The sequence below is a fragment of the Fodinicurvata fenggangensis DSM 21160 genome (assembly GCF_000686045.1).
GTDB classification, from domain to species: Bacteria; Pseudomonadota; Alphaproteobacteria; order Kiloniellales; family DSM-21159; genus Fodinicurvata; species Fodinicurvata fenggangensis.
In genome coordinates this window covers 337,344-356,976 of sequence record NZ_JMLV01000003.1, presented here as the reverse complement: position 1 = coordinate 356,976, position 19,633 = coordinate 337,344, and the positions used below count along the sequence as shown (strand labels likewise).

Sequence of the window (19,633 nt, the reverse complement as noted above, 5' to 3'; positions counted from 1 at the left end):
TCCCACACGCGACTCAGCCGAAGCAAAGCCACCATTCAGAAGAGCAGCCGCACTCGCCGCATCCGTTCCAAGATTACCGCCGCTAATCAGTGCAAAAACACTGTTATCAGCGTCAAAGCTGCCCACTGTATAGTTTTCACCTTGCTCATTCCGGATCACGGAAACGCTGCCATGAACGGCCGCGCTCCCATCATCAATGAGAGATTTCCCGTTATAGCGAGAATCTTCGATGAAGCCGTTCACGTTGGCAGCCAGACTCTTGTACTGCTCTTCGTACTGGGTGCGCGTATCGCCTGTAACATTCTCGTCGGCAAGCTTGACCAGAATGTTCTTCATCTCACCCATGGTGTCCGAAACATTGGTCAAGGAAGTGAGACTGGTATCAACAAGGCCCTTGGCACCACCAAGCTGTTCGTTGACAGAAGAAAGAGAGCCAATGTCCGACCTCAGTCCCTGGGCTACCGCGAAGACAGCACCATCGTCCTGGGCACGCGAGACACGCAGGCCCGTACTGATGCGGTTCTGAATGGTCTCCATCTCGGAGGAGACTTTGTTGAGATTGTTCAGCGCCACCATGGCGCCGACATTGGTGTTGATAGAGTTCGCCATTTTTAAAGCTCCTGATATTGGAGTGAATGAAAGCCGCCTTCAGGCGACAGTGGCGATTATCAGCATCAGGTCTTAACAACTTCCTAACAGCCTATGCCTTCCCAGATCTTGTTTGTTTGATGCCATGCAACAGAACTGAAAAGCCTCTTCTTCAAGGGTGGCATATGTACAAATTAGAGCAGGTTGCAAAAGTTACTTGATTTACACAATCATTGTGCTTTAAAATACATAAATTAAGATTCTGTTCTTAGTGTTTGCGACAAAGGCGCTGAACAGCGATGATGGCAACCATGAGCGTTTCAAACGGAGAGACTGCACCCGTGCTGGGTCAAGCGTCGAATCCGCGCTCCATGGCTCAAGTCTTTAAGCAAGAGCCTGTTCCAGCAAAGGAACACAAGGAAGCGCCGCTTCAAATCAACCCCGTGCTTCAATACGACATGAAGGCAAAGGTCGTGTTGTTCCAGATTGTCGATCCGGCTTCGGGCGAGATTGAACAGCAGTACCCGAGTGAAAAACAGGTCGAAGCCTATCGTAAAGCCCTGGAAGAGCAGAAGGATGCTTTACCAGAAATGACGATACCCGAGGATGTGGGTTTTGATCAGGCCGGCGGCCTGGATCTCGGCAGTGAGGCCGGAGGGGCCAGTGCCCCCGCTGTCAACGGCGGCCCCGATGTCGACCCAGGCCATGCTACCCGCGAGGTCTCCCTGGTCGCTTGAAGGGTTTTAACGCTGTGGATCCTGCGAGACCACGCCTGCTCTTCTGTCACCGTTACAGATTTCAGGCCGGCCCCCGACCCGCCTCAAGCATCCTATGAAAAATCAGAACAGACTAAAGTGACGCCCAAGGGGTGGCTGGCGGCAAGACCTGGACAGTGTCAGCGGTAAATCCTGCCGGGGTGCTGAGCCACAAGATAACAATGCCGCCTCCCACACGCTCCTACACAACATATTTTCCTTGAATTACATAACCTTATACCCAAACCACTAAAACTGGCCCGCCGCTTGCATTCTGCTCCTCGACAGAAATACACGTCGTGATGACAGCATGAAGGCGGTACGAACGTGATCAGTGAAGCATCCTCGGCGCTCCAGGGTCTTTTGGGCCAGGTGGGCGGCAAGACAGAGCAGAAGAGCGGCGGCCCGAGCGGGTTTCTGGCCCTGATGCAAGGCAATTCCGAAGGCAACGCCGGCAAGAGCGGGGCGCAGGCCCTGTTGGCCAGCCTGAAGGGTGACGGCGCAGAGGGCGGCGGCAACGGCACGGCCCTGCAGGGGGAAGCCTTACAGAACGCCCTGCGTTCGGCGCTTTCGGGTCTGTCCGGTCAGGGCGGTTCCGGCAAGGGGCAAACAGCGATCATCGGTAAGGATGGCGTCCTGTCTGAGGACGCGCTCGAAGACCTGGCCAGCGCCCTGGTGGAGTTGGCCCAAGGACTGGAAAGAGGTGGGCTGGAAAGTGGCGCGTTGGAAAGTGGGGCATTGGAAAGCGCTGGAGATGCGCCCGGCGGCCTGCTGAATGCCCTGGCACAGCTTGGCGAGACCCAGGGCAAGGAACAGGCAGTGGCCGCCGTCGAGAAGGCCCTGGCCCGCCTGAATCAGAAAGAGACTCCGGCGCAGGCTGCGCAGCCATTCCCGGGCAACAGCGAGACGGGCGCTGATGCGCTCTCCAAGCTGCAGGACAGGCTCGACAGCTTGTTGCAGCAGCTCGAAGGCACGGGCGCGTCCCCGGCGGGCGCACAGGACCAGGAAGCAGCCCCATCGCTGTCGGACCTGCTGGACAGCCTGGAGGCCGCGGTGGCGCAGTTGAAGGAAGCGGCCGGACAGGACAGCAAGCGTCACGAACTCCTGAGCGATCTGCAGGCTCAGCTTTCGGACCTGCAAGACTCTCTGGGCGAGAATGGTGATAGCTTGGATTTGGCCAGCCTGCTGGCAGCTGCGGAAGCGCAGGTCACCACCACAGGAAAGACCGCTGTTGGACAGGCCGCACCCTCCGCGAATGACGCGCTGGCCGACCTGGGACGGCAGCTGGACAGCCTATTGCAAGGCTTGAAGGCGGCTTCCAACGGCAAGGGCGCGCAGGAGGGTGACCTTCAGGGGCAGCTTCACAGCGGTCAGGCGGCCGGTTCAGCCGATGACTCCACCCTGCCCGCCCCCCAGAACGGCGGCGCCACCCAGAACGACGCCACCCCCCAGCAGACCCAGGGCAACAGCCAGGAGGCCGTCAAAGCTGACAGGGGCCAGGCCGCCGCACGCGATGGCGAACAGGCCAGCCGGCAGGCTGCCGTGACGGCTTCTGCCGAGCAGCAGGAACAACTTGCCCAGCGGCAACAGGCGAACCAGAGCCTGTCGGACAGACAGGCCGCCGAACTTTATGAAAGCCTGCGGCAGGCCGGCAAGGCCCTGCAGAACGAGGCCGCCACACAGGCCCTGGAGCGCAACCTGGCCCGCCTGTCGGAACAGACCGGCGGCGTCAACCGCCTGGCCGAGGCGCTGGCCAGCCTGCAGGGGCGCGAGGAGTCCCTGACAGCTTCAAGCAGCAGCCGAGGGCCCGACAGTCTGAACGCCCTGTCCTTCGAGAACCAGCTGCGCGCCTCGGCCCAGGCCCAACAAGCTGCGGCACAGGCACAGCAGGCGGCGAAATCCCAGGGCGGCCCTGCGGCCGACCAGATCGCCATGAAGATCCACAAGGCCGTGGCCGGTGGCAACGACCGCATCTCGGTCCAGCTTCACCCGGCCGAGCTGGGCCGCGTGGACGTGAAGCTGGACTTTGGCCAGGACGGCCTGCTGCGTGCCTCGATTACGGCCGAGCGGCCGGAAACCCTGGACCTGCTGCAGCGTGACGCCCGTGCCCTCGAGCGCGCGCTGGGCGATGCCGGGGTCAAGACCGACAGCGGAAGCCTGAACTTCAACGCCCGCGACACGGCCGGCCAGCAACAGGCCTTTGACCAGGGCCAGGGCGGCGGGGCCACCAGCAACGGGGCCAATGGGTCCGCCCCCGGCGAAGAAATTTCGGCCGGCACGGCCGATGACGAATCCCGGCCCGGCCTGGAGGCCGGCCTGATCAACCTGAGCGTCTGAAGGAACTGAAGACCATGGATATCGCAAGCCTGATGAACAGCCAGGCCGCGCAAGGCAGTCAAGGCAGCGGCAACGAGACCAGTGGCTCGCGCTTCGGCGGCGAGGACCTGGACGAGACCTTCGACAACTTCCTGATGATGCTGACCACCCAGATGCAGAACCAGGATCCCCTGGAGCCCATGAAAACCGAGGAGTTCACCCAGCAACTGGTGGGCTTCGCCGGGGTGGAACAGCAGATCTCGTCCAACAAGAGCCTGGAAAAGCTGATCGACCTGCAGGGCTATAACCAGATGGGCGCGGCCGTGAACATGATCGGCAAGCATGTGGAGGCCGACGGTGACAAGCTGCAGCTTGATAACGGCATGGCGCTCGGCGCCTATAACCTGAGCAAGTCGGCCGAAAGCGCGGACATCCGAATCCAGGACGCCAGCGGCCGCATCGTGCGCACCATCGAGGGGGATACCTCGGCCGGACGCCACGAATTCGTCTGGGATGGCCTGGACAACGGGGGCAACCAGCTGCCGCCCGGCACCTATTCCTATGCCATCATGGCCCAGGACGGCGACGAGCAGCCCGTGCCCTCCACCACCTCGACCATCGGCCGGGTGGACGGCATCGAGACCCAGGACGGCAAGGCCATCCTGAAGATCGGCGATGCGGAAATCGGCATGTCCCTGATCAAGAAGGTGCACGACATTCCCAGTGCCCCCTCCGGGCAAGGATGATCCCCGTCAACCCAGACCGGTCATTCTTCAAAGAATCCAATGGCGCATTAGGAAATTTTAAAGACCCCCGAAGCTAGGCTGCGTTTCTCGTCTGGATTAAGAAGAAGAGGACAACCGGATGCAGTCAGAACGACCAGGTAGGCCGTCCAGCGTCATCGGGCCCTTGGGCCAGCCGCTTACCATCGAGGACCTCCCTCCCCGGAACACCAAGCGCTGGGTCATCCGGCGCAAGGCCGAGGTGGTGGCCGGCGTGCGGGCCGGCCTGATCACCCTTGAGGAAGCCTGCGAAATGTACACGCTGACCCTTGAGGAGTTCATGTCCTGGCAAAAACTGATTGATGAACATGGCCTGTACGGCCTGCGCATTACACGCCTCCAGGACTATCGCCGACAGGAAGAAGAGAGCGTAGGACAGGACCCCGTCCCCTACCCAGCCTGATTGTTCCGCTTCGGGACGATCCACAAGAACCAGGGGCGGTCGCCAGATGCGGCCGCCCTTTTTCGTGGAATTGTCTTGGCTTGGCGTGAAAGGCACAGACGCCGTCTGAAGCATCCCGGTGGGCAAAAATTTCCTGGCGTTAACCTGCTGTTTACCCAAACCGCCTAGCGTGCCCTTGTGACAGGGTCGGCCCGGTGGGCGCAGACCCGTGCCATGGCAGAGGGGATAACTGCGCGTGAACACCTTTCTCGACACCTTGAAACGACTGGGGCCGGCCCGCCTGGCCGTACTGGGCGGCGTTGCCGCGGCCCTGCTGGCATTCTTCGTCTACCTGATCGGGCGCATGTCCCAGCCGGACATGGAACTGCTGTACAACGACCTGCAGTCCCAGGACAGCAGCCAGATCGTCAGCGAGCTGGACGCCCAGGGCGTGCCCTATCAGCTGAGCGCCGACGGCAGCAGCGTCAGCGTGCCCGCCAGCGACGTGGCCCGCATGCGCCTGGCCATGGCCGAGCAGGGCCTGCCCAACGGCGGTTCCATGGGCTATGAGATCTTCGACGAGGGCGAAAGCCTGGGCACCAGCAACTTCGTGCAGAACATCAATCATGTGCGCGCCCTGGAAGGCGAGCTGGCGCGGACCATCCAGACCATCGGCAAGGTGGACAGCGCGCGCGTCCACCTGGTCCTGCCCCAGCGAGAGCTGTTCAGCCGCGATCGCAACGAGGCCAAGGCCTCCATCGTCCTGGCGCTGGAGGGCAATGGCTGGCTGGGCAAGGAGCAGGTCCGCTCGATCCAGCAGCTGGTCGCATCGGCCATCCCGCGCATGGATGCGGGCAGCGTTTCCGTGATCGACAGCAAGGGCAACCTTCTGGCCAGCACCACCGACGATGACGGCGCGGGCGCCCTGGCCAACTCGGCCGAGGAACGCCGCCTGTCCATGGAAAACCGCCTGGCGCAATCGGTGCAACAGCTCCTGGAACGCTCGGTGGGCATTGGCAACGTGCGGGTCGAAGTGGCGGCCGACATGAACTACGACCGCATCACCGAGAACTCGGAAATTTACGATCCGGACGGGCAGGTCGTGCGCTCGACCCAGACGGTCGAGGAGCAGATGCAGGACAACGAGGGCGGCGAGGATGCCGTGACCGTCGGCAACAATCTGCCGGACGCGGACCTGGGGGGTCAGGAACAGGCCGGCTCCAGCAGCATGTCCAACCGGACCGAGGAAACCACCAACTACGAGATCAGCCGCACGACGCGCACCCACGTGCAGGAAGGCGGCGATGTGGAGCGCCTGTCCCTCGCGGTACTGGTCAACGATGTACAGACCACCAATGCCGACGGCGAAACGGTCAGCGAAGCGCGCAGCCAGGAAGAACTGGACCGACTCGCGGCGCTTGCCCGTTCGGCCGTGGGCTTCGACCCGGAACGCGGCGACAGCTTCGAGATCGCCAGCATGCCCTTTGCCGATGTCATGCCGGCCGGCGGTGTGGAAAGCGACAGCCTGCTGGGCATGGAACGCGGCCAGCTGATGAAGATCGCTGAGGTCCTGGTGCTGGGCGTAATCGCGGTGCTGGTCCTGTTGCTGATCGTGCGCCCACTGGTGATGCGCCTGCTCGCCCCCGAAGGCGGCAGTGGCGGCGGCATGCAAGGTACACCGGCCCTGGCTGGCGGACAGCAGCACGCCGCCCTGACCGGACCGGGCGGCATGCAGGACCCGAACCTGCTGGCCGCTCCCCCGGACAGCAACCTGCCGGTGCCGAGCCAGCAGTCGTCCGAGGAAGAAGACGAGATGATGATGAACATGAGCCAGGTGGAGGGCCAGATCAAAGCCTCGACCATCCGCAAGGTCAGCGACCTGGTGGACAAGCATCCGCAGGAGACCCTGGGGATCATCCGCAACTGGGTCTACCAGGAACGCTAGGGCACGCAACGCCGGGAAACGGGGCAGAAGGTACGAGGACGGAGATATGGCCAGGCGCATACGCGAGGATTTTTCGACACTCAGCGGTTCCGAGAAGGCTGCCCTGCTGCTGATCGCCCTGGGCGAGGAGCATGCAACCAAGGTCTTCTCGCTGATGGAGGACGACGAGATCCGCGAGGTCTCGCAGACCATGGCCAATCTGGGCACGGTCAGCGCCCCCGTGGTCGAGAAGGTCTTCAACGAATTCACCGGACAGCTTTCGGGCTCCAGCACCCTGGTGGGCAACTTCGAGAGTACCGAGCGCCTGTTGTCCAAGGTGATGGACAAGGAAAAGGTCGACGCGATCATGGAGGATATCCGTGGTCCCGCCGGCCGCACCATGTGGGACAAGCTGGGCAACGTGAACGAGCAGGTCCTGGCCAATTACCTGAAGAACGAATACCCGCAGACCGTCGCCGTGGTGATGTCCAAGGTGAAGCCCGAACAGGCCGCGCGCGTGCTCGCCAACCTGCCCGAACCCTTCTCGATGGAAGTCGTCATGCGGATGCTGCGCATGGAAGCGGTGCAGAAGGAAGTTCTGGAGGACGTGGAAAAGACGCTGCGCAACGAGTTCATGACCAACCTGGCGCGCGCCAGCCGACGTGATTCGCACGAGATGATGGCAGAGATCTTCAACTGCCTGGACCGCAACATGGAAACCCGTTTCCTCTCGTCCCTGGAGGAGCGCAACCGCGAAGCCGCCGAGAAGATCCGCTCGCTCATGTTCACCTTCGAGGACCTGGTCAAGCTGGACTCCGGCGGTATCCAGACCTTGCTGCGCAGCATCGAGAAGGACCGCCTGGCGACCGCGCTGAAGGGTGGCTCGGAAAGCGTGCGCAACCTGTTCTTCGAAAACATGTCCGAACGCGCGGCCAAGATCATGCGCGAGGACATGCAGGCCATGGGGCCGGTTCGCCTGCGCGAGGTGGACGAGGCCCAGCTTTACATCGTGCAGGCGGCCAAGGACCTGGCCGCCAAGGGTGAAATCGTCATTGCCGACAGCAAAGGCGAAGACGAGTTGGTCTATTGAGAACCGGCCGGGGATTACAGCCATGACAGCGGTACGCAAATTCCTGTTCGATAACAGCTTCGACGCCCCGGCCCAGCCCGAGACGCCGGCCGTCGAGGACGTCGTCGAACAGGAAGAAGTCCCGCCCCCGCCGCAGCACAGCGAGGAGGAACTGGCCGATGCCCGGCGGGACGCCTATCAGGCCGGACTGGAAGCCGGGCGGGAACAGGCTTTGGCCGAACAGGCCCGGGAAGAGGAACAGCGCCTGACGGAAACACTGGAGCAGTTGAGCCGTCAGCTTGGCGCCCTGGAGCCCCGGATCGAGCAGTCGTTGGAGCGCGCCCGCACCGATGCCGTGCGTTCCGGCATCCTGGTGATCCAGAAACTCTTTCCGCGCCTGGTGGAACGCCACGGCGACCAGGAGGTGCGCGGTCTTCTGGAAGACAGCCTGACGCGCCTGATGGAGGAACCACGGGTCGTGATCCGGGTGCATGACAGCCAGCTTGACGCCCTGCGCGGCCAGATGGAGCAGATCAAGGACGAGAGCGGCTATGAGGGCAAGACTGTCCTGCTGGCCGACCAGGAGGTCCGCCCCGGCGACATCCGGATCGAGTGGGCCGACGGCGGTGTCGAGCGCGACAGCGAACGCGCCTGGCAGGAGATCGGCAAGCTGATCGAGCACACCCTGGTGCCGCAGGCGGAAGCCGCCCCGGCCCCGGAAACCGAGGCTGCCCCCGAAACCGACGCTGGCCCCGTCCCGACCGGCGAACAGGAAGACGTCACCGATACAGCACAGAATGAGGCGCAGCCGGCGGAAGGCGCTCCCGAGAGCGGGTCGCAACCGGCAGAGGCGGATATTCCATCAACCGGGGAGACCCTGGCCCCCGCGGACGACAGCCAGGATGACAGCCACCCCCAGGATGCGGAGCAGGACTTCGCAGAGGAAAGGAACTGAACGATGGCCCAGAAAGAGAACTTCGATCTCGAGGACATGGACAACGAGCAGGCGGTGAATACCGGCGAAGAGCACCAGATGATGGAAGATCATCGCCAGGCTCCCGCCAGTGCCCAGGATCTGGAGGCCGTATATGACATCCCGGTCCAGGTCTCGGCCGTACTCGGCAAGGCCAATATGCAGGTCAGCCAGTTGCTGAAACTGGGCCGCGGCGCCGTCGTGGAGCTGGACCGCAAGGTGGGCGAAGCCATCGAGATCTACGTCAACAACCGCCTGGTGGCTCGCGGCGAAGTCGTGGTCATGGAAGACCGCCTGGGCGTAACCATGACAGAGATCATCAAGTCTGACCGTTCGTCCTGAGCCTTCAGGCAGAACGCAGTCCGGGAGCAGGATGAATGGCCAACGCAAGTGCGGCAGGACAAGGCGCGGCAGCCCCGCCCAAAGCAATTGAGGGCGGCATGACCCTGGATTTTGCCACGATCCTGGGTGTGGCCGGCGGCTTCATCCTGATCACCTCGGCGATGATCCTGGGCGGCTCGCTGGGCTCGTTCGTGGACATCCCCGCCATGCTGATCGTGCTGGGCGGCACCTTCATGGTGACCAGCATATCCTATACGGTGCGCGAGGTGATCCGCGCCCAGAGCATCATGATGCGCGCTATCATCTACCGCCAGCAGCAACCCTCGGACGCGGCCACCCAGATCCTGGGCCTGGCCGACGTGGCCCGCAAGCAGGGCAGCGTCCTGGAACTGCAGAAGCACCTGCAGAACCTGCGCAACCAGCCCTTCCTGCAGAAAGCGGTTTCCCTGGTGGTGGACGGCATTCCCCCCGACGATGTTGCCCGCATCCTGGAGCGCGAGGTGCACGCCACCATGAACCGCCACATGAAGTCCGCAGGCATCCTGCGCCGTGCCGGCGAAGTCGCACCGGCCATGGGCCTGATCGGCACTCTGATCGGCCTGGTCCAGATGCTGGGCCGGCTGGAGGATCCCAGCACCATCGGACCAGCCATGGCCGTGGCCTTGCTGACCACCTTCTACGGCGCCGTGCTGGCCAACATGGTCTTCACGCCACTGGCCAGCAAGCTGGAACGCAATGCCGACGTGGAGGCGCAGGTCAACCAGATCTATGCCCTGGGCACGGTTTCCATCGGACGCCAGGAAAACCCACGGCGCCTGGAAGTTGCTCTCAATTCCATCCTGCCCCCCTCCGAGCGCGTCAGCTACTTCGACTGAGCCCGGCGGATACTGAAAGAGAACGGAGACAAGACAATGCGGCTGTTAATCATCGGTGCCATGAATGGGCATATCGCCACGGCCGGGAAGATCGCCCTGGACCGCGGAGCCAAGGTGACGCAGGTGGATTCGGTGGAAAGCGCGCTGGACAGCCTGCGCGCCGGCAAGGGCGCCGATCTGGTGATGGTCGACATCACCCATGACATCAGCCGCCTGGTCGCCGCCCTGGAGCAGGAGCGCATCTCTGTGACCGTCGTGGCCTGCGGCATCAAGGCCTCGGCCCAGCAGGCCGCCGCCGCCATCAAGGCCGGCGCCAAGGAATTCGTCCCGCTGCCGCCGGACCCGGAAATGATTGCCGCCGTTCTGGCCGCCGTCACCGAGGAGACCACCAGTTTCATCTACCGCGATCCCGTCATGGCCAAGGCGCTGAAGCTGGCCGACCAGGTGGCCGGATCCGAGGCCAGCGTGCTGATCACCGGAGAATCCGGCACCGGCAAGGAGGTCATGGCGCGCTACATCCACTCCAAGTCCAAGCGTGCCGCCAACAGCTTTGTCTCCGTCAACTGCGCGGCCATCCCCGAGAACCTGCTGGAAAGCGAGCTGTTCGGACACGAGAAAGGCGCCTTCACCGGCGCAGTGGCCCGGCGCATTGGCAAGTTCGAGGAGGCCAACAACGGCACGCTTCTGCTGGACGAGGTGACCGAGATGCACCCGCGCCTGCAAGCCAAGCTGCTGCGCGCGATCCAGGAACGCGAGATCGACCGTGTGGGCAGCTCCCAGCCGGTAAAGGTGAATATACGCCTGCTTGCGACTTCGAACCGCGACATGGAAGAGGCCGTGCGCAAGGGTGATTTCCGCGAAGACCTCTATTACCGCCTGAACGTGGTGAACCTGGAACTGCCCCCCCTGCGCGACCGGCAGGAGGATATTGCGCCGCTGTCCGAACACTTCGTTCAGAAATACGCCCAGGCCAACGGTGTCGACCTTCCCACCATGAACGAGGAGGCTGTGGCCATGCTGAAGAACCACGGCTGGCGCGGCAACGTTCGTGAACTGGAAAACACCATGCATCGCGCGGTCCTGCTGGCCAGCGACGGCGTTATCACGCCGGATGCAATCCTCTTGACCGGCGGACCGACCCAGCTGCGGGACAGCCAGCCGACAGCGCCTGCTCCACAGGCCGACTCTGCTCACCAGAACGCAGCTTCCGCGGCAAATGCCAACAATGGCAGCCAGGAGGACGCATCCACACTGGTCGGCATGACCGTAGCCGAGGTGGAACGCGACCTGATCATCGACACGCTGCAGCATTGCCTGGGCAACCGGACCCATGCCGCCAACATTCTCGGCATTTCGATCCGGACCCTGCGCAACAAACTGAAGCAGTACAACGAGGATGGCATCCAGGTTCCCCTGCCCCGTGACGCAGAAGCACGAACCTCTTTCTGAAACGGCACAGAACAGTAACGCAATAACGGGCAACGGGCAGGACGGGATCACGCAAGGTGTCGGATAACACGGAGACCAAGAGCACAGGCGGACAGCCGCCGGGCGGCTTCAATGCCGCCGGCCTGTGGCAACGCATCAACGACACGGTCCGCCGTGGCGAGATTGCCCTGGCGATGGGAGTGGTCTGCATCCTGGTGGTGCTGATCCTGCCCCTGCCCAGCTGGATGCTGGACATCTCTCTTGCGATCTCGATGACCTATTCGGTCCTGATCCTGATGACCGCGCTGTTCATCGGCAAGGCCCTGGAATTCTCGTCCTTCCCAACGGTCCTGCTGATCGCCACCATGCTGCGCCTGTCGCTGAACCTGGCATCCACGCGCCTGATCCTGGCGCACGGACACGAGGGCACCGACGCCGCCGGACAGGTCATCCAGGCCTTCGGCAACTTCGTGATGAGCGGCAACTTCGTAATCGGCATCATCGTCTTTGCCATCCTGATCATCGTGAACTTCGTGGTGATCACCAAGGGTTCGGGCCGTATTGCCGAGGTTTCAGCCCGCTTCTCGCTGGACGCCATGCCCGGCAAGCAGATGGCCATCGACGCCGACCTTTCCTCGGGCCTGATCGACGAGAATCAGGCCCGCGACCGCCGCAAGGAACTGGAGAACGAAAGCAACTTCTTCGGCGCCATGGACGGTGCCGCAAAGTTCGTGCGCGGCGATGCCATTGCTGGCCTGCTGATCACCTTCATCAACGTGATCGGCGGCATCATCATCGGCGTGGCGCAGATGGATCTGAGCTTCGGGGAAGCAGCGGAAAGCTATACCGTACTGACCGTGGGCGATGGCCTGGTTACACAGATCCCGGCCCTGATCGTCTCGACAGCCGCCGGTCTGCTGATTTCCAAGGTCGCCTCGACCGAAAGTGCCGACAAGGCGATCTTCGGCCAGTTAAGTGGATATCCCAAGGCCCTGGGGCTGTCCTCTTTCCTGACACTGGCGCTGGCCCTGCTGCCCGGCATTCCCTTCCTGCCCTTCGTGCTGCTGTCCGCGCTGACCGGTACGGCCGCCTGGATGACCACACGCAAGCAGGAGCGTATCGCCCAGCAGGCCGTGGATGAGGAAAGCCAGGCCGCGGACAACGTCCCGGTGGCCGAGGAGCCCATCAGCAACAGCTTGGCCATGGACCAGATCCGCCTGGAACTGGGCTACGGCCTGCTGCCGCTGTTGTCCAACGAGGGCGGTTCCAAGCTGACGGAACAGATCAAGGCCCTGCGCCGGCAGCTGGCGCAGGAACTGGGTTTCATCCTGCCATCGGTCCGCATCCAGGATAACCTGCAGCTGCCCGCCAACACCTATACGATCAAGCTGAAGGAGGTCGAGGTGGGCCGCGGCGACCTGCGCCCCAACATGCTGCTGATCATGGATCCCAAGGGTGAATCCATCCCCTTGGCTGGCGAGGAAACGCGTGAGCCGACCTTCGGGCTGCCGGCCATGTGGGTGGATCCGGGCCAGCGTGAGGAGGCCCTGTTCCGCGGCTATACCGTGGTCGATCCCCAGACGGTAATCACCACGCACATGACCGAGATCATAAAGGACAACACCTCGGACCTGCTGTCGCATGCCGAAACCCAGAAGCTGCTGGACAACCTGGACCTGCCCGATCAGAAACTGGTCTCGGACCTGGTGCCGGCGCAGATCTCGGTGGGCGGCATCCAACGCGTGCTGCAGAACCTGCTGGCCGAGCGCATCTCCATCCGCGACCTGCCGGCCATCCTCGAGGGCATCTCCGAGGCCACCGGCTACACCCGGGCGGTCACAGCCATTACCGAACATGTGCGCGCCCGTCTGGCCCGCCAGATCTCGAGCGACAACGCCAATCCCGACGGTGTGATTCCGCTGGTGACCCTGTCGCCCGATTGGGAACAGGCCTTTGCCGAATCCCTGACCGGTGACAACGATGAAAGCCAGCTCTCCATGCCGCCCTCGCAACTGCAGGAGTTCATCGCCGACATGCGCAAGACCTTCGAGCGCTTCGCCATGCAGGGCGAGACCCCGGCGCTGTTGACTTCGCCCAGAGTGCGGCCCTATGTGCGCTCGATCGTCGAGCGCGTGCGGCCGGCCACCTCGGTGCTGTCGCAGAACGAAATTCACCCCAAGGCCAAGATCCGCACCCTGGGTCAGCTGTAACGGACGCAACGCGGGAAAGCCCACATCATGCGAATGCGCAACTTCACAGCGGGCAGCCTGCCGGAAGCCATGGAAGAGGTCCGCAACCTGCTGGGCCCCGACGCCGCGATCCTGTCCACCGAAGAGCTGAAGGATGGCCGGGTGCGCGTGACGGCGGCTGTGGACAGCGACCCCGATGACCGCCTGTCCAGCAGCCTGGGCGCTGCGGCGCGCACGGCCCAAAACTTCCAGGAAGCCTTTGCCTACCACCGCCTGCCAGACGACCTGCAGGAGCATTTCCTGGCCGCTGCTGGCGACGTGGCCGGCCTGTCTCCGGACCTGGCACTGGCGGGCGCCTTCGAGGAGACACTGCGCTTTGCCACGCTCCCGGGCGAGTCCGGCAACCGCGGGCGCACCTACATGCTGGTGGGACCGCCGGGCGCGGGCAAGACCTCGACCACAGCCAAGCTCTGTGCGCGGCGCCTGCTGAACGGCCGCAAGAGCACGATCATCACCCTGGACCACGAAAGCGCCGGCGCACGCGAACAGGTGGAAACCTATGCCAAGGCGCTGAAGACACCGCTGCGCCAGGCCAGCGATCCCGACAGCCTTTTGCAGGCCGTGACCGACTGCCCGGCCGAGCACGGCATCCTGATCGACAGTATCGGGGTCAATCCCTTCGACGACATGGAATGCAATGAACTGATGGAACTGCGCGAGGCAGCCGGTGCCGAGGTGGTCCTGGTGCTGCCGGCCGGAGGCGACGCGCTCGAGAATGCCGAGGTCGCCCAGGCTTTCGCCGCCATCGGCGCGCGCTACCTGATCGCCTCGCGCCTGGATACGGCCCGCCGCTACGGTGGGCTTCTGGCCGCCTGTGCCGCGGCACAACTCTCGCTGATGGGCGCCGGGATCAGCCCCTCCATCGGCACCGGCCTGAGTGCACTTACACCCCTTTCCCTGGCTCGGCTCCTGCTGCCCGAAATGGACGCCGATCTGCAAGATCTTTCGACAGGAACAGCACCATGATGCAGGTTGTTACCGATCCCGCGACCGCACCCCGGCAGAGCGGAAAGAACATGATCGCCATTGCGTCCGGCAAGGGCGGTGTGGGCAAGACCTGGTTTGCCTCGACCCTGTCGCATGCCTTCGCGCGCCAACAGCAGAAGACCCTGCTGTTCGACGGCGACCTTGGCCTGGCCAACGTGGACGTTCAGCTCGGCCTGTCACCCGAAAAGGATCTGGGCGGCTTCCTGGCCGGGCGCTATGCCATGGATGTGGCCGTCAGCCATTACGAGGCCGGTGGTTTCGACGTCATCGCCGGGCGGTCCGGTTCGGGCAACCTGGCTACGCTGAGCACCGACAAGCTGATGTTGCTCTGTTCCCGGCTGGGTGAGCATGCAGCACAGTATGACCGCGTCATCCTGGACCTGGGGGCCGGTGTGGAGCGGACCGTGCGTTACCTGGCAAGCCGGGCCGCGCGCTGCCTGGTGGTCACCACCGACGAACCCACATCGCTGACCGACGCCTATGCCTTCATCAAGCTCAGCAAGCTGCAGAATGCAGCCACCGAGATCTCGGTTATGGTCAACATGGCCGATTCCACCAGCGACGGAGAACGGACCTACAACACCCTGCGCAAGGCCTGCGAGAACTTCCTGAAGATCACGCCGCCGCTGGCCGGGATCATCCGCCGGGACCCCAAGGTCCGGGAGTCCATCCGCGCCCAGATGCCCCTGCTGCAGCGCCACCCCGACAGCCCTGCCGCCCAGGACGTCATGGACCTGGCGCGGAAACTGAGCAACTAGCACCATGAGCGACCTGGGCGGCACCGGGCGCATAACGGGGGGCCCCGCGGCCATCCTTGGCGCCGGTGGCGCACCGGCCCAGGTCACCAATCCACCGCCGCGCATGCTGCAGCTTGCCGTCGGGCACAGCCTAAAAGGCGTGGTGCTGCCCTCTGACAATCCCGGCGAAGTGAAGGTGCGCACGGAACAGGGTACACTCAGCCTGCGTGCCGCTCATGTACCGCCGCCCGGAAGCCGCGTGACCCTGCAGATCCGGCACATCGGCACGGAATTGTCCGTCCTGGTCTTTGCCGACCGGCAGGCCGGTACGGGAGCCAGTCAGGCGGGAACCAGCCAGGCAGCACAAACAGCGGGCTCGCCCACGGGACAATCCGCCGGACAATCGCCCCCCTCCCCCAGCCTGCCAAATTCAGCCTCCAATCAGCCTGACAGCCTGAACATTGGTCATCTTGTTGCGGGCCAGGTGGTTGCCCTGAACCAGGACACAGCAGCAGCGCGCAGTTTGCCGCCTGCCGGCACGGCGCTTCTGGTCCGTGTCCTGCGCCTGCAGCCCGACCAGGGCGCCGAGGAGATGGCGCGCAACCTGCCCCGGGAGTTTACTTCCGCCGCGCGCCTTCTGACCGGGCAGGTGACCGAACAACTGCCGAACGGACAGACGCTGGTGCGCAGCGAGGCCGGCCTGTTGCGCCTGGACGATCTGCCCCGCCTACCGGCAGGGACCCAGCTTCTCTTGGCCCTGACAGGTCAGGGCAACCCTGCCGTGGCCAGCGGCCTGCCCTCGATCACCTTCGGCAACTGGCCGGGCCTGGCACAACTGCTTCCCGGCCTGGGGTCACACCCACGCAACGATGTAGCCTTGCCGACACCCGGGCCCAGCCTGGCCGGCGGTCTGGCCGGTTTCCTGGCCGCACTTTCCAACCCGCAACGGACAAGCGCATGGCTGTCCACCCTGTTGCGCCAACTGCCGGATGCGCAGCAGGCAACTCCTGACCAGCGCGAACGACTGGGCCAGGACCTGGAATGGCTGCGCCAGCTATCGGGCCGGACGGACAGCGAAGGCTGGCGCTTCTACATGATACCGCTACAGCACGAGCAGCGACTGGATTTCCTGCGCCTGCATCTGCGTCAGGATCAGGGCCGGCAAGCCGATGACGAAGCGGAGGATGCCCCCACCCGCTTCGTCGTGGATCTGGATTTCACGAAATTGGGTCCATTGCAACTCGATGGCCTGCTGGCGCACGGAAATTTCGAGTTGGTACTGCGCAGTCGGCAGCCGCTGCCCCAGAGCCTGCAGGACAGCCTGGCAGAAGTTCTTTGGGCCGCCGGTGCGTCCAGTGGTTTGGAAAGTCGCCTCAGCTTCCAGTCCGACGGGGACTGGGCCCCGCTGCCGCCTCCTGCCGACGGGCCCGGCGAAGGCCTGTCCGCCTGAATTACCTGCTCATGGGCGGCAGGATCCTACTTGCCCCGCTGGCGATGCAGTCTCAGGCCGATTTCATCCATTTCCTTCTGCTCACGCTTGCGGCGTGATTCCTGGCGCCGCTGCGCCACGTTTTCCAGGGTCTGCTCGTAACGTTTGACCTCCTCGAAGGCCTCGGCCACGGCATCGCGCGCCTGCAGCGTTTCGCCGCTGACCTTGTTCAGGGAATCCCACAGGCGCTCGCGCCGCTTCAGGGCATTGGCCGCATAGAAGGGGAAGACGCGATTGCCTTCCTCGTCGCCATTGGCGGCGGCCTTTTCCTGAGCGATCTCCTCCTCCAGGCGCTCCAGATCGGCCCGCAGGCGTTCCTCCAGAGCTTCCAGATCGGCCAGGGCGCGACGCTGCTCGTCCAGTTTCCAGCGCTTCAGCCGCACCAGGTTCTCAAGACCGTTCACACCCGCTCCTCCTGATCCGTGGCCGCAGACAGCGGCCAGGTTTCATCCAGCCGCTGGGCAAGATCTGCATAGCCGGCTTCAAGATCAGCCCGTTCGTTCTTGTTTTGCTTCAGGAATTCCTCGATCCGGTCATAGTAATAGATGGCCTCGTCAATGCCGGGGTCACTGCCCCGGCGATAGGCCCCCAGCCGTATCAGTTCGGCCATGTCCTCGTAGGTCGCCATAAGGCGGCGCGCCCGATTGATCAATGTTTCCTCGTCCGCTGTGTTGCAGGCCGGCATGGTCCGCGAAATGCTGCGCAGGATATTGATGGCCGGATAGCGCCCGCGCTCCGCAATGGCCCGCTCAAGGACGATATGCCCATCCAGGATGCCGCGCACAGCATCGGCCACCGGCTCGTTGTGATCATCGCCCTCGACCAGAACGGTAAAGAGGCCCGTGATGGATCCCTGGCTTCCGCCACCGGGCCCGGCCCGTTCCAGCAGGCGCGGCAGTTCGGCAAAGACGCTGGGCGTATAGCCCTTGCTGGCCGGCGGTTCACCGGCGGACAAGCCAATCTCGCGCATGGCCATGGCGAAGCGCGTCACGGAATCCATCAGGCAGAGAACCTCCTGGCCCTGATCGCGGTAGAATTCGGACAGCGCCAGGGTCAGATAGGCCGCCTGGCGGCGCATCAGTGGCGCCTCGTCCGAGGTGGCAACCACCACCACCGAACGCGCCAGGCCTTCGGGCCCCAGGTCGTCTTCAAGCCATTCCTGAACTTCGCGGCCACGCTCGCCGATCAGGCCGATCACGTTCACATCGGAGGCCGTATAGCGTGCCAGCATGGACAGCAGGACCGACTTGCCCACACCGGAGCCGGCAAAGATGCCCATGCGCTGTCCCTGGCAACAGGTCAGGAAGGTGTTGAGTGCGCGCACCCCGAGATCCAGCTTGTGGCCCACACGCCGGCGGGCATGCGCCGGAGGCGGTGCGCTGCGCAGGCTATAGGGCGCCTGCCCCGAGGCAATCGGTCCCTTGCCGTCGATCGGTTCACCCAATGCATTAACCACGCGGCCAAGCCAGGCCGAACTGGGCCAGACCATGGGTTCGGCAGCTGCCAGCTCTGCCTTGCAGCCCATGCCGATCCCCTCCAGCGACCCGAAGGGCAGCAGCAGGGCGCGCGATTCGCGGAAACCCACAACCTCGCAGGTCACCCGGCTGTTGCCGCGTCCGATCACGTCGCAGCGCGAACCGATGGACAGCTCGCGTTCAAGGCCCGAGACCTCCAGCGTCATGCCCTGGACACCCGAGACCCGACCGTAAGAACGGCGCTCAGGTATCTGGTTCAATTCGGAAAGGAAAGACTCAACGGAATCATGCATCGAAAGAACTTTGCAGTGGGTCATGGAATTGGGAACGCAACTGCGCCTGACATCCATACTGCAGGGGGAAGCTTAAGTTTCGGTAAAGCATGTCGCGATTGCGTGGCTGCCATACCCCGGAAGAGACGCCGATAAGTCTCTAATGATCAAAAGATACAATTTCAGGTAAGAAAGTGTTAACCCAATTTAGTCACAATGGTTAAGATACCGACGCAAAAGCGATATGGGGGAGCCAGAAATGCGGGTTCTTTTGGTAGAGGACGACAACAACCTTTCACGCAGCATCGAGATGATGTTGCGCTCTGATGGGTATGTCTGCGATGCGACAGAGCTTGGAGAAGACGGTCTCGAGATCGGCAAGCTCTACGACTACGATATCATTATTCTGGATCTCATGCTGCCTGACATGGATGGCTACGAGGTGCTGAGGCGCTTGCGCTCCTCGAAGGTAAACACACCCATCCTCATCCTGTCCGGCCTCGACAGCCTGGACGACAAGATCAAGGGCCTCGGCTTCGGTGCCGACGACTACATCACCAAGCCCTTCCACAAGACCGAACTGATCGCCCGGATCCAGGCCATCGTCCGGCGCTCCAAGGGGCATTCCGATTCCGTCATAAGCACGGGACGCCTCAGTGTGAACCTGGACAGCCGCACCGTCGAGGTGGACGGCCAGCCCCTTCACCTGACTGGCAAGGAATATGGCATCCTGGAGCTGCTCTCGCTGCGCAAGGGCACGACGCTGACCAAGGAGATGTTCCTGAACCATCTCTACGGCGGCATCGACGAGCCTGAGTTGAAGATCATTGACGTCTTCGTTTGCAAGCTTCGCAAAAAGCTGACCAATGCCACCAACGGCGAAAACTACATTGAAACGGTCTGGGGCCGTGGGTACGTGCTACGCGACCCTGCAGAGGCAACGGCGGACACGCGCCAGCTGGCCAGCGCCTGAACGGGCTGGCCAGGCGA

The 19,633-nt window shown here is 63.3% G+C and carries 18 protein-coding genes; 15 read left to right on the top strand and 3 right to left on the bottom strand.

Annotated features, from left to right (window positions below; translation table 11 throughout):
* On the bottom strand, positions 1-609 hold a 609-nt coding region (locus tag BP38_RS19555), incomplete at its 3' end, for a flagellin (protein ID WP_051609091.1).
* A 290-nt stretch (positions 610-899) separates the two neighbouring features.
* On the opposite strand from BP38_RS19555, the gene BP38_RS0107465 reads away from it, so the two are divergent.
* The 14 genes from BP38_RS0107465 to BP38_RS0107400 all read left to right on the top strand — a co-directional run bounded on the left by BP38_RS0107465 (position 900) and on the right by BP38_RS0107400 (position 16,857).
* A complete protein-coding gene (locus BP38_RS0107465; protein ID WP_155992273.1) occupies positions 900-1,325 on the top strand; it encodes a hypothetical protein in 426 nt (141 codons plus the stop codon).
* 345 nt (positions 1,326-1,670) lie between these two features.
* Positions 1,671-3,680 carry a flagellar hook-length control protein FliK gene (locus BP38_RS0107460; RefSeq protein ID WP_026987221.1) on the top strand — a complete coding sequence of 670 codons (2,010 nt, stop codon included), beginning with the start codon at positions 1,671-1,673 and terminating at the stop codon, positions 3,678-3,680.
* 14 nt (positions 3,681-3,694) lie between these two features.
* The gene (locus BP38_RS19550; protein WP_051609090.1) at positions 3,695-4,405 is read left to right on the top strand and encodes a flagellar hook assembly protein FlgD; all 711 of its coding nucleotides are present in this window, start codon (positions 3,695-3,697) and stop codon (positions 4,403-4,405) included.
* Positions 4,406-4,523: 118 nt separating this feature from the next.
* Positions 4,524-4,844: a CtrA inhibitor SciP gene (gene sciP, locus BP38_RS19545; protein WP_051609089.1), complete on the top strand. Its 321-nt coding sequence runs from the start codon at positions 4,524-4,526 to the stop codon at positions 4,842-4,844.
* A gap of 235 nt (positions 4,845-5,079) precedes the next feature.
* Entirely contained in the window at positions 5,080-6,768 is a 1,689-nt protein-coding gene (gene fliF / locus BP38_RS0107445; RefSeq protein WP_026987220.1) for a flagellar basal-body MS-ring/collar protein FliF, read from the top strand.
* 46 nt (positions 6,769-6,814) lie between these two features.
* A complete protein-coding gene (gene fliG, locus BP38_RS0107440; RefSeq protein WP_026987219.1) occupies positions 6,815-7,837 on the top strand; it encodes a flagellar motor switch protein FliG in 1,023 nt (340 codons plus the stop codon).
* Between the two features lie 22 nt (positions 7,838-7,859).
* Positions 7,860-8,771 carry a FliH/SctL family protein gene (locus BP38_RS0107435; protein WP_026987218.1) on the top strand — a complete coding sequence of 304 codons (912 nt, stop codon included), beginning with the start codon at positions 7,860-7,862 and terminating at the stop codon, positions 8,769-8,771.
* Between the two features lie 78 nt (positions 8,772-8,849).
* On the top strand, positions 8,850-9,131 hold the full coding sequence (gene fliN, locus BP38_RS0107430; protein ID WP_281174414.1) for a flagellar motor switch protein FliN: 282 nt from the start codon (positions 8,850-8,852) through the stop codon (positions 9,129-9,131).
* 35 nt (positions 9,132-9,166) lie between these two features.
* The gene (locus BP38_RS0107425; protein ID WP_035724081.1) at positions 9,167-10,006 is read left to right on the top strand and encodes a motility protein A; all 840 of its coding nucleotides are present in this window, start codon (positions 9,167-9,169) and stop codon (positions 10,004-10,006) included.
* A 36-nt stretch (positions 10,007-10,042) separates the two neighbouring features.
* Complete coding sequence (locus BP38_RS0107420; RefSeq protein ID WP_026987215.1) at positions 10,043-11,455, top strand: sigma-54 interaction domain-containing protein; 1,413 nt, start codon at positions 10,043-10,045, stop codon at positions 11,453-11,455.
* Between the two features lie 56 nt (positions 11,456-11,511).
* A complete protein-coding gene (gene flhA / locus BP38_RS0107415; RefSeq protein WP_026987214.1) occupies positions 11,512-13,644 on the top strand; it encodes a flagellar biosynthesis protein FlhA in 2,133 nt (710 codons plus the stop codon).
* A gap of 27 nt (positions 13,645-13,671) precedes the next feature.
* Positions 13,672-14,649 (top strand): flagellar biosynthesis protein FlhF, encoded by a 978-nt coding sequence (locus tag BP38_RS0107410; RefSeq protein WP_026987213.1) that lies wholly within the window; start codon positions 13,672-13,674, stop codon positions 14,647-14,649.
* Positions 14,646-15,428, top strand: a complete 783-nt coding sequence (locus BP38_RS0107405) for a MinD/ParA family protein (protein WP_035724080.1) — start codon at positions 14,646-14,648, stop codon at positions 15,426-15,428. The genes BP38_RS0107410 and BP38_RS0107405 overlap by 4 nt, the downstream gene beginning before the upstream one ends.
* Before the next feature lie 4 nt (positions 15,429-15,432).
* Positions 15,433-16,857 carry a hypothetical protein gene (locus tag BP38_RS0107400; RefSeq protein WP_026987211.1) on the top strand — a complete coding sequence of 475 codons (1,425 nt, stop codon included), beginning with the start codon at positions 15,433-15,435 and terminating at the stop codon, positions 16,855-16,857.
* A 26-nt stretch (positions 16,858-16,883) separates the two neighbouring features.
* On the opposite strand, the gene BP38_RS0107395 is transcribed toward BP38_RS0107400, so the two are convergent.
* Both BP38_RS0107395 and fliI read right to left on the bottom strand, forming a co-directional pair.
* Complete coding sequence (locus BP38_RS0107395) at positions 16,884-17,300, bottom strand: flagellar FliJ family protein (protein ID WP_026987210.1); 417 nt, start codon at positions 17,298-17,300, stop codon at positions 16,884-16,886.
* Positions 17,297-18,664 carry a flagellar protein export ATPase FliI gene (fliI, locus tag BP38_RS19540; RefSeq protein WP_035724078.1) on the bottom strand — a complete coding sequence of 456 codons (1,368 nt, stop codon included), beginning with the start codon at positions 18,662-18,664 and terminating at the stop codon, positions 17,297-17,299. Before fliI ends, BP38_RS0107395 begins: the two co-directional genes overlap by 4 nt.
* A gap of 238 nt (positions 18,665-18,902) precedes the next feature.
* Here fliI and ctrA point away from each other — a divergent pair, with 238 nt between their 5' ends.
* Entirely contained in the window at positions 18,903-19,616 is a 714-nt protein-coding gene (gene ctrA / locus BP38_RS0107385) for a response regulator transcription factor CtrA (RefSeq protein ID WP_026987209.1), read from the top strand.
* Positions 19,617-19,633: the final 17 nt, after the last annotated feature.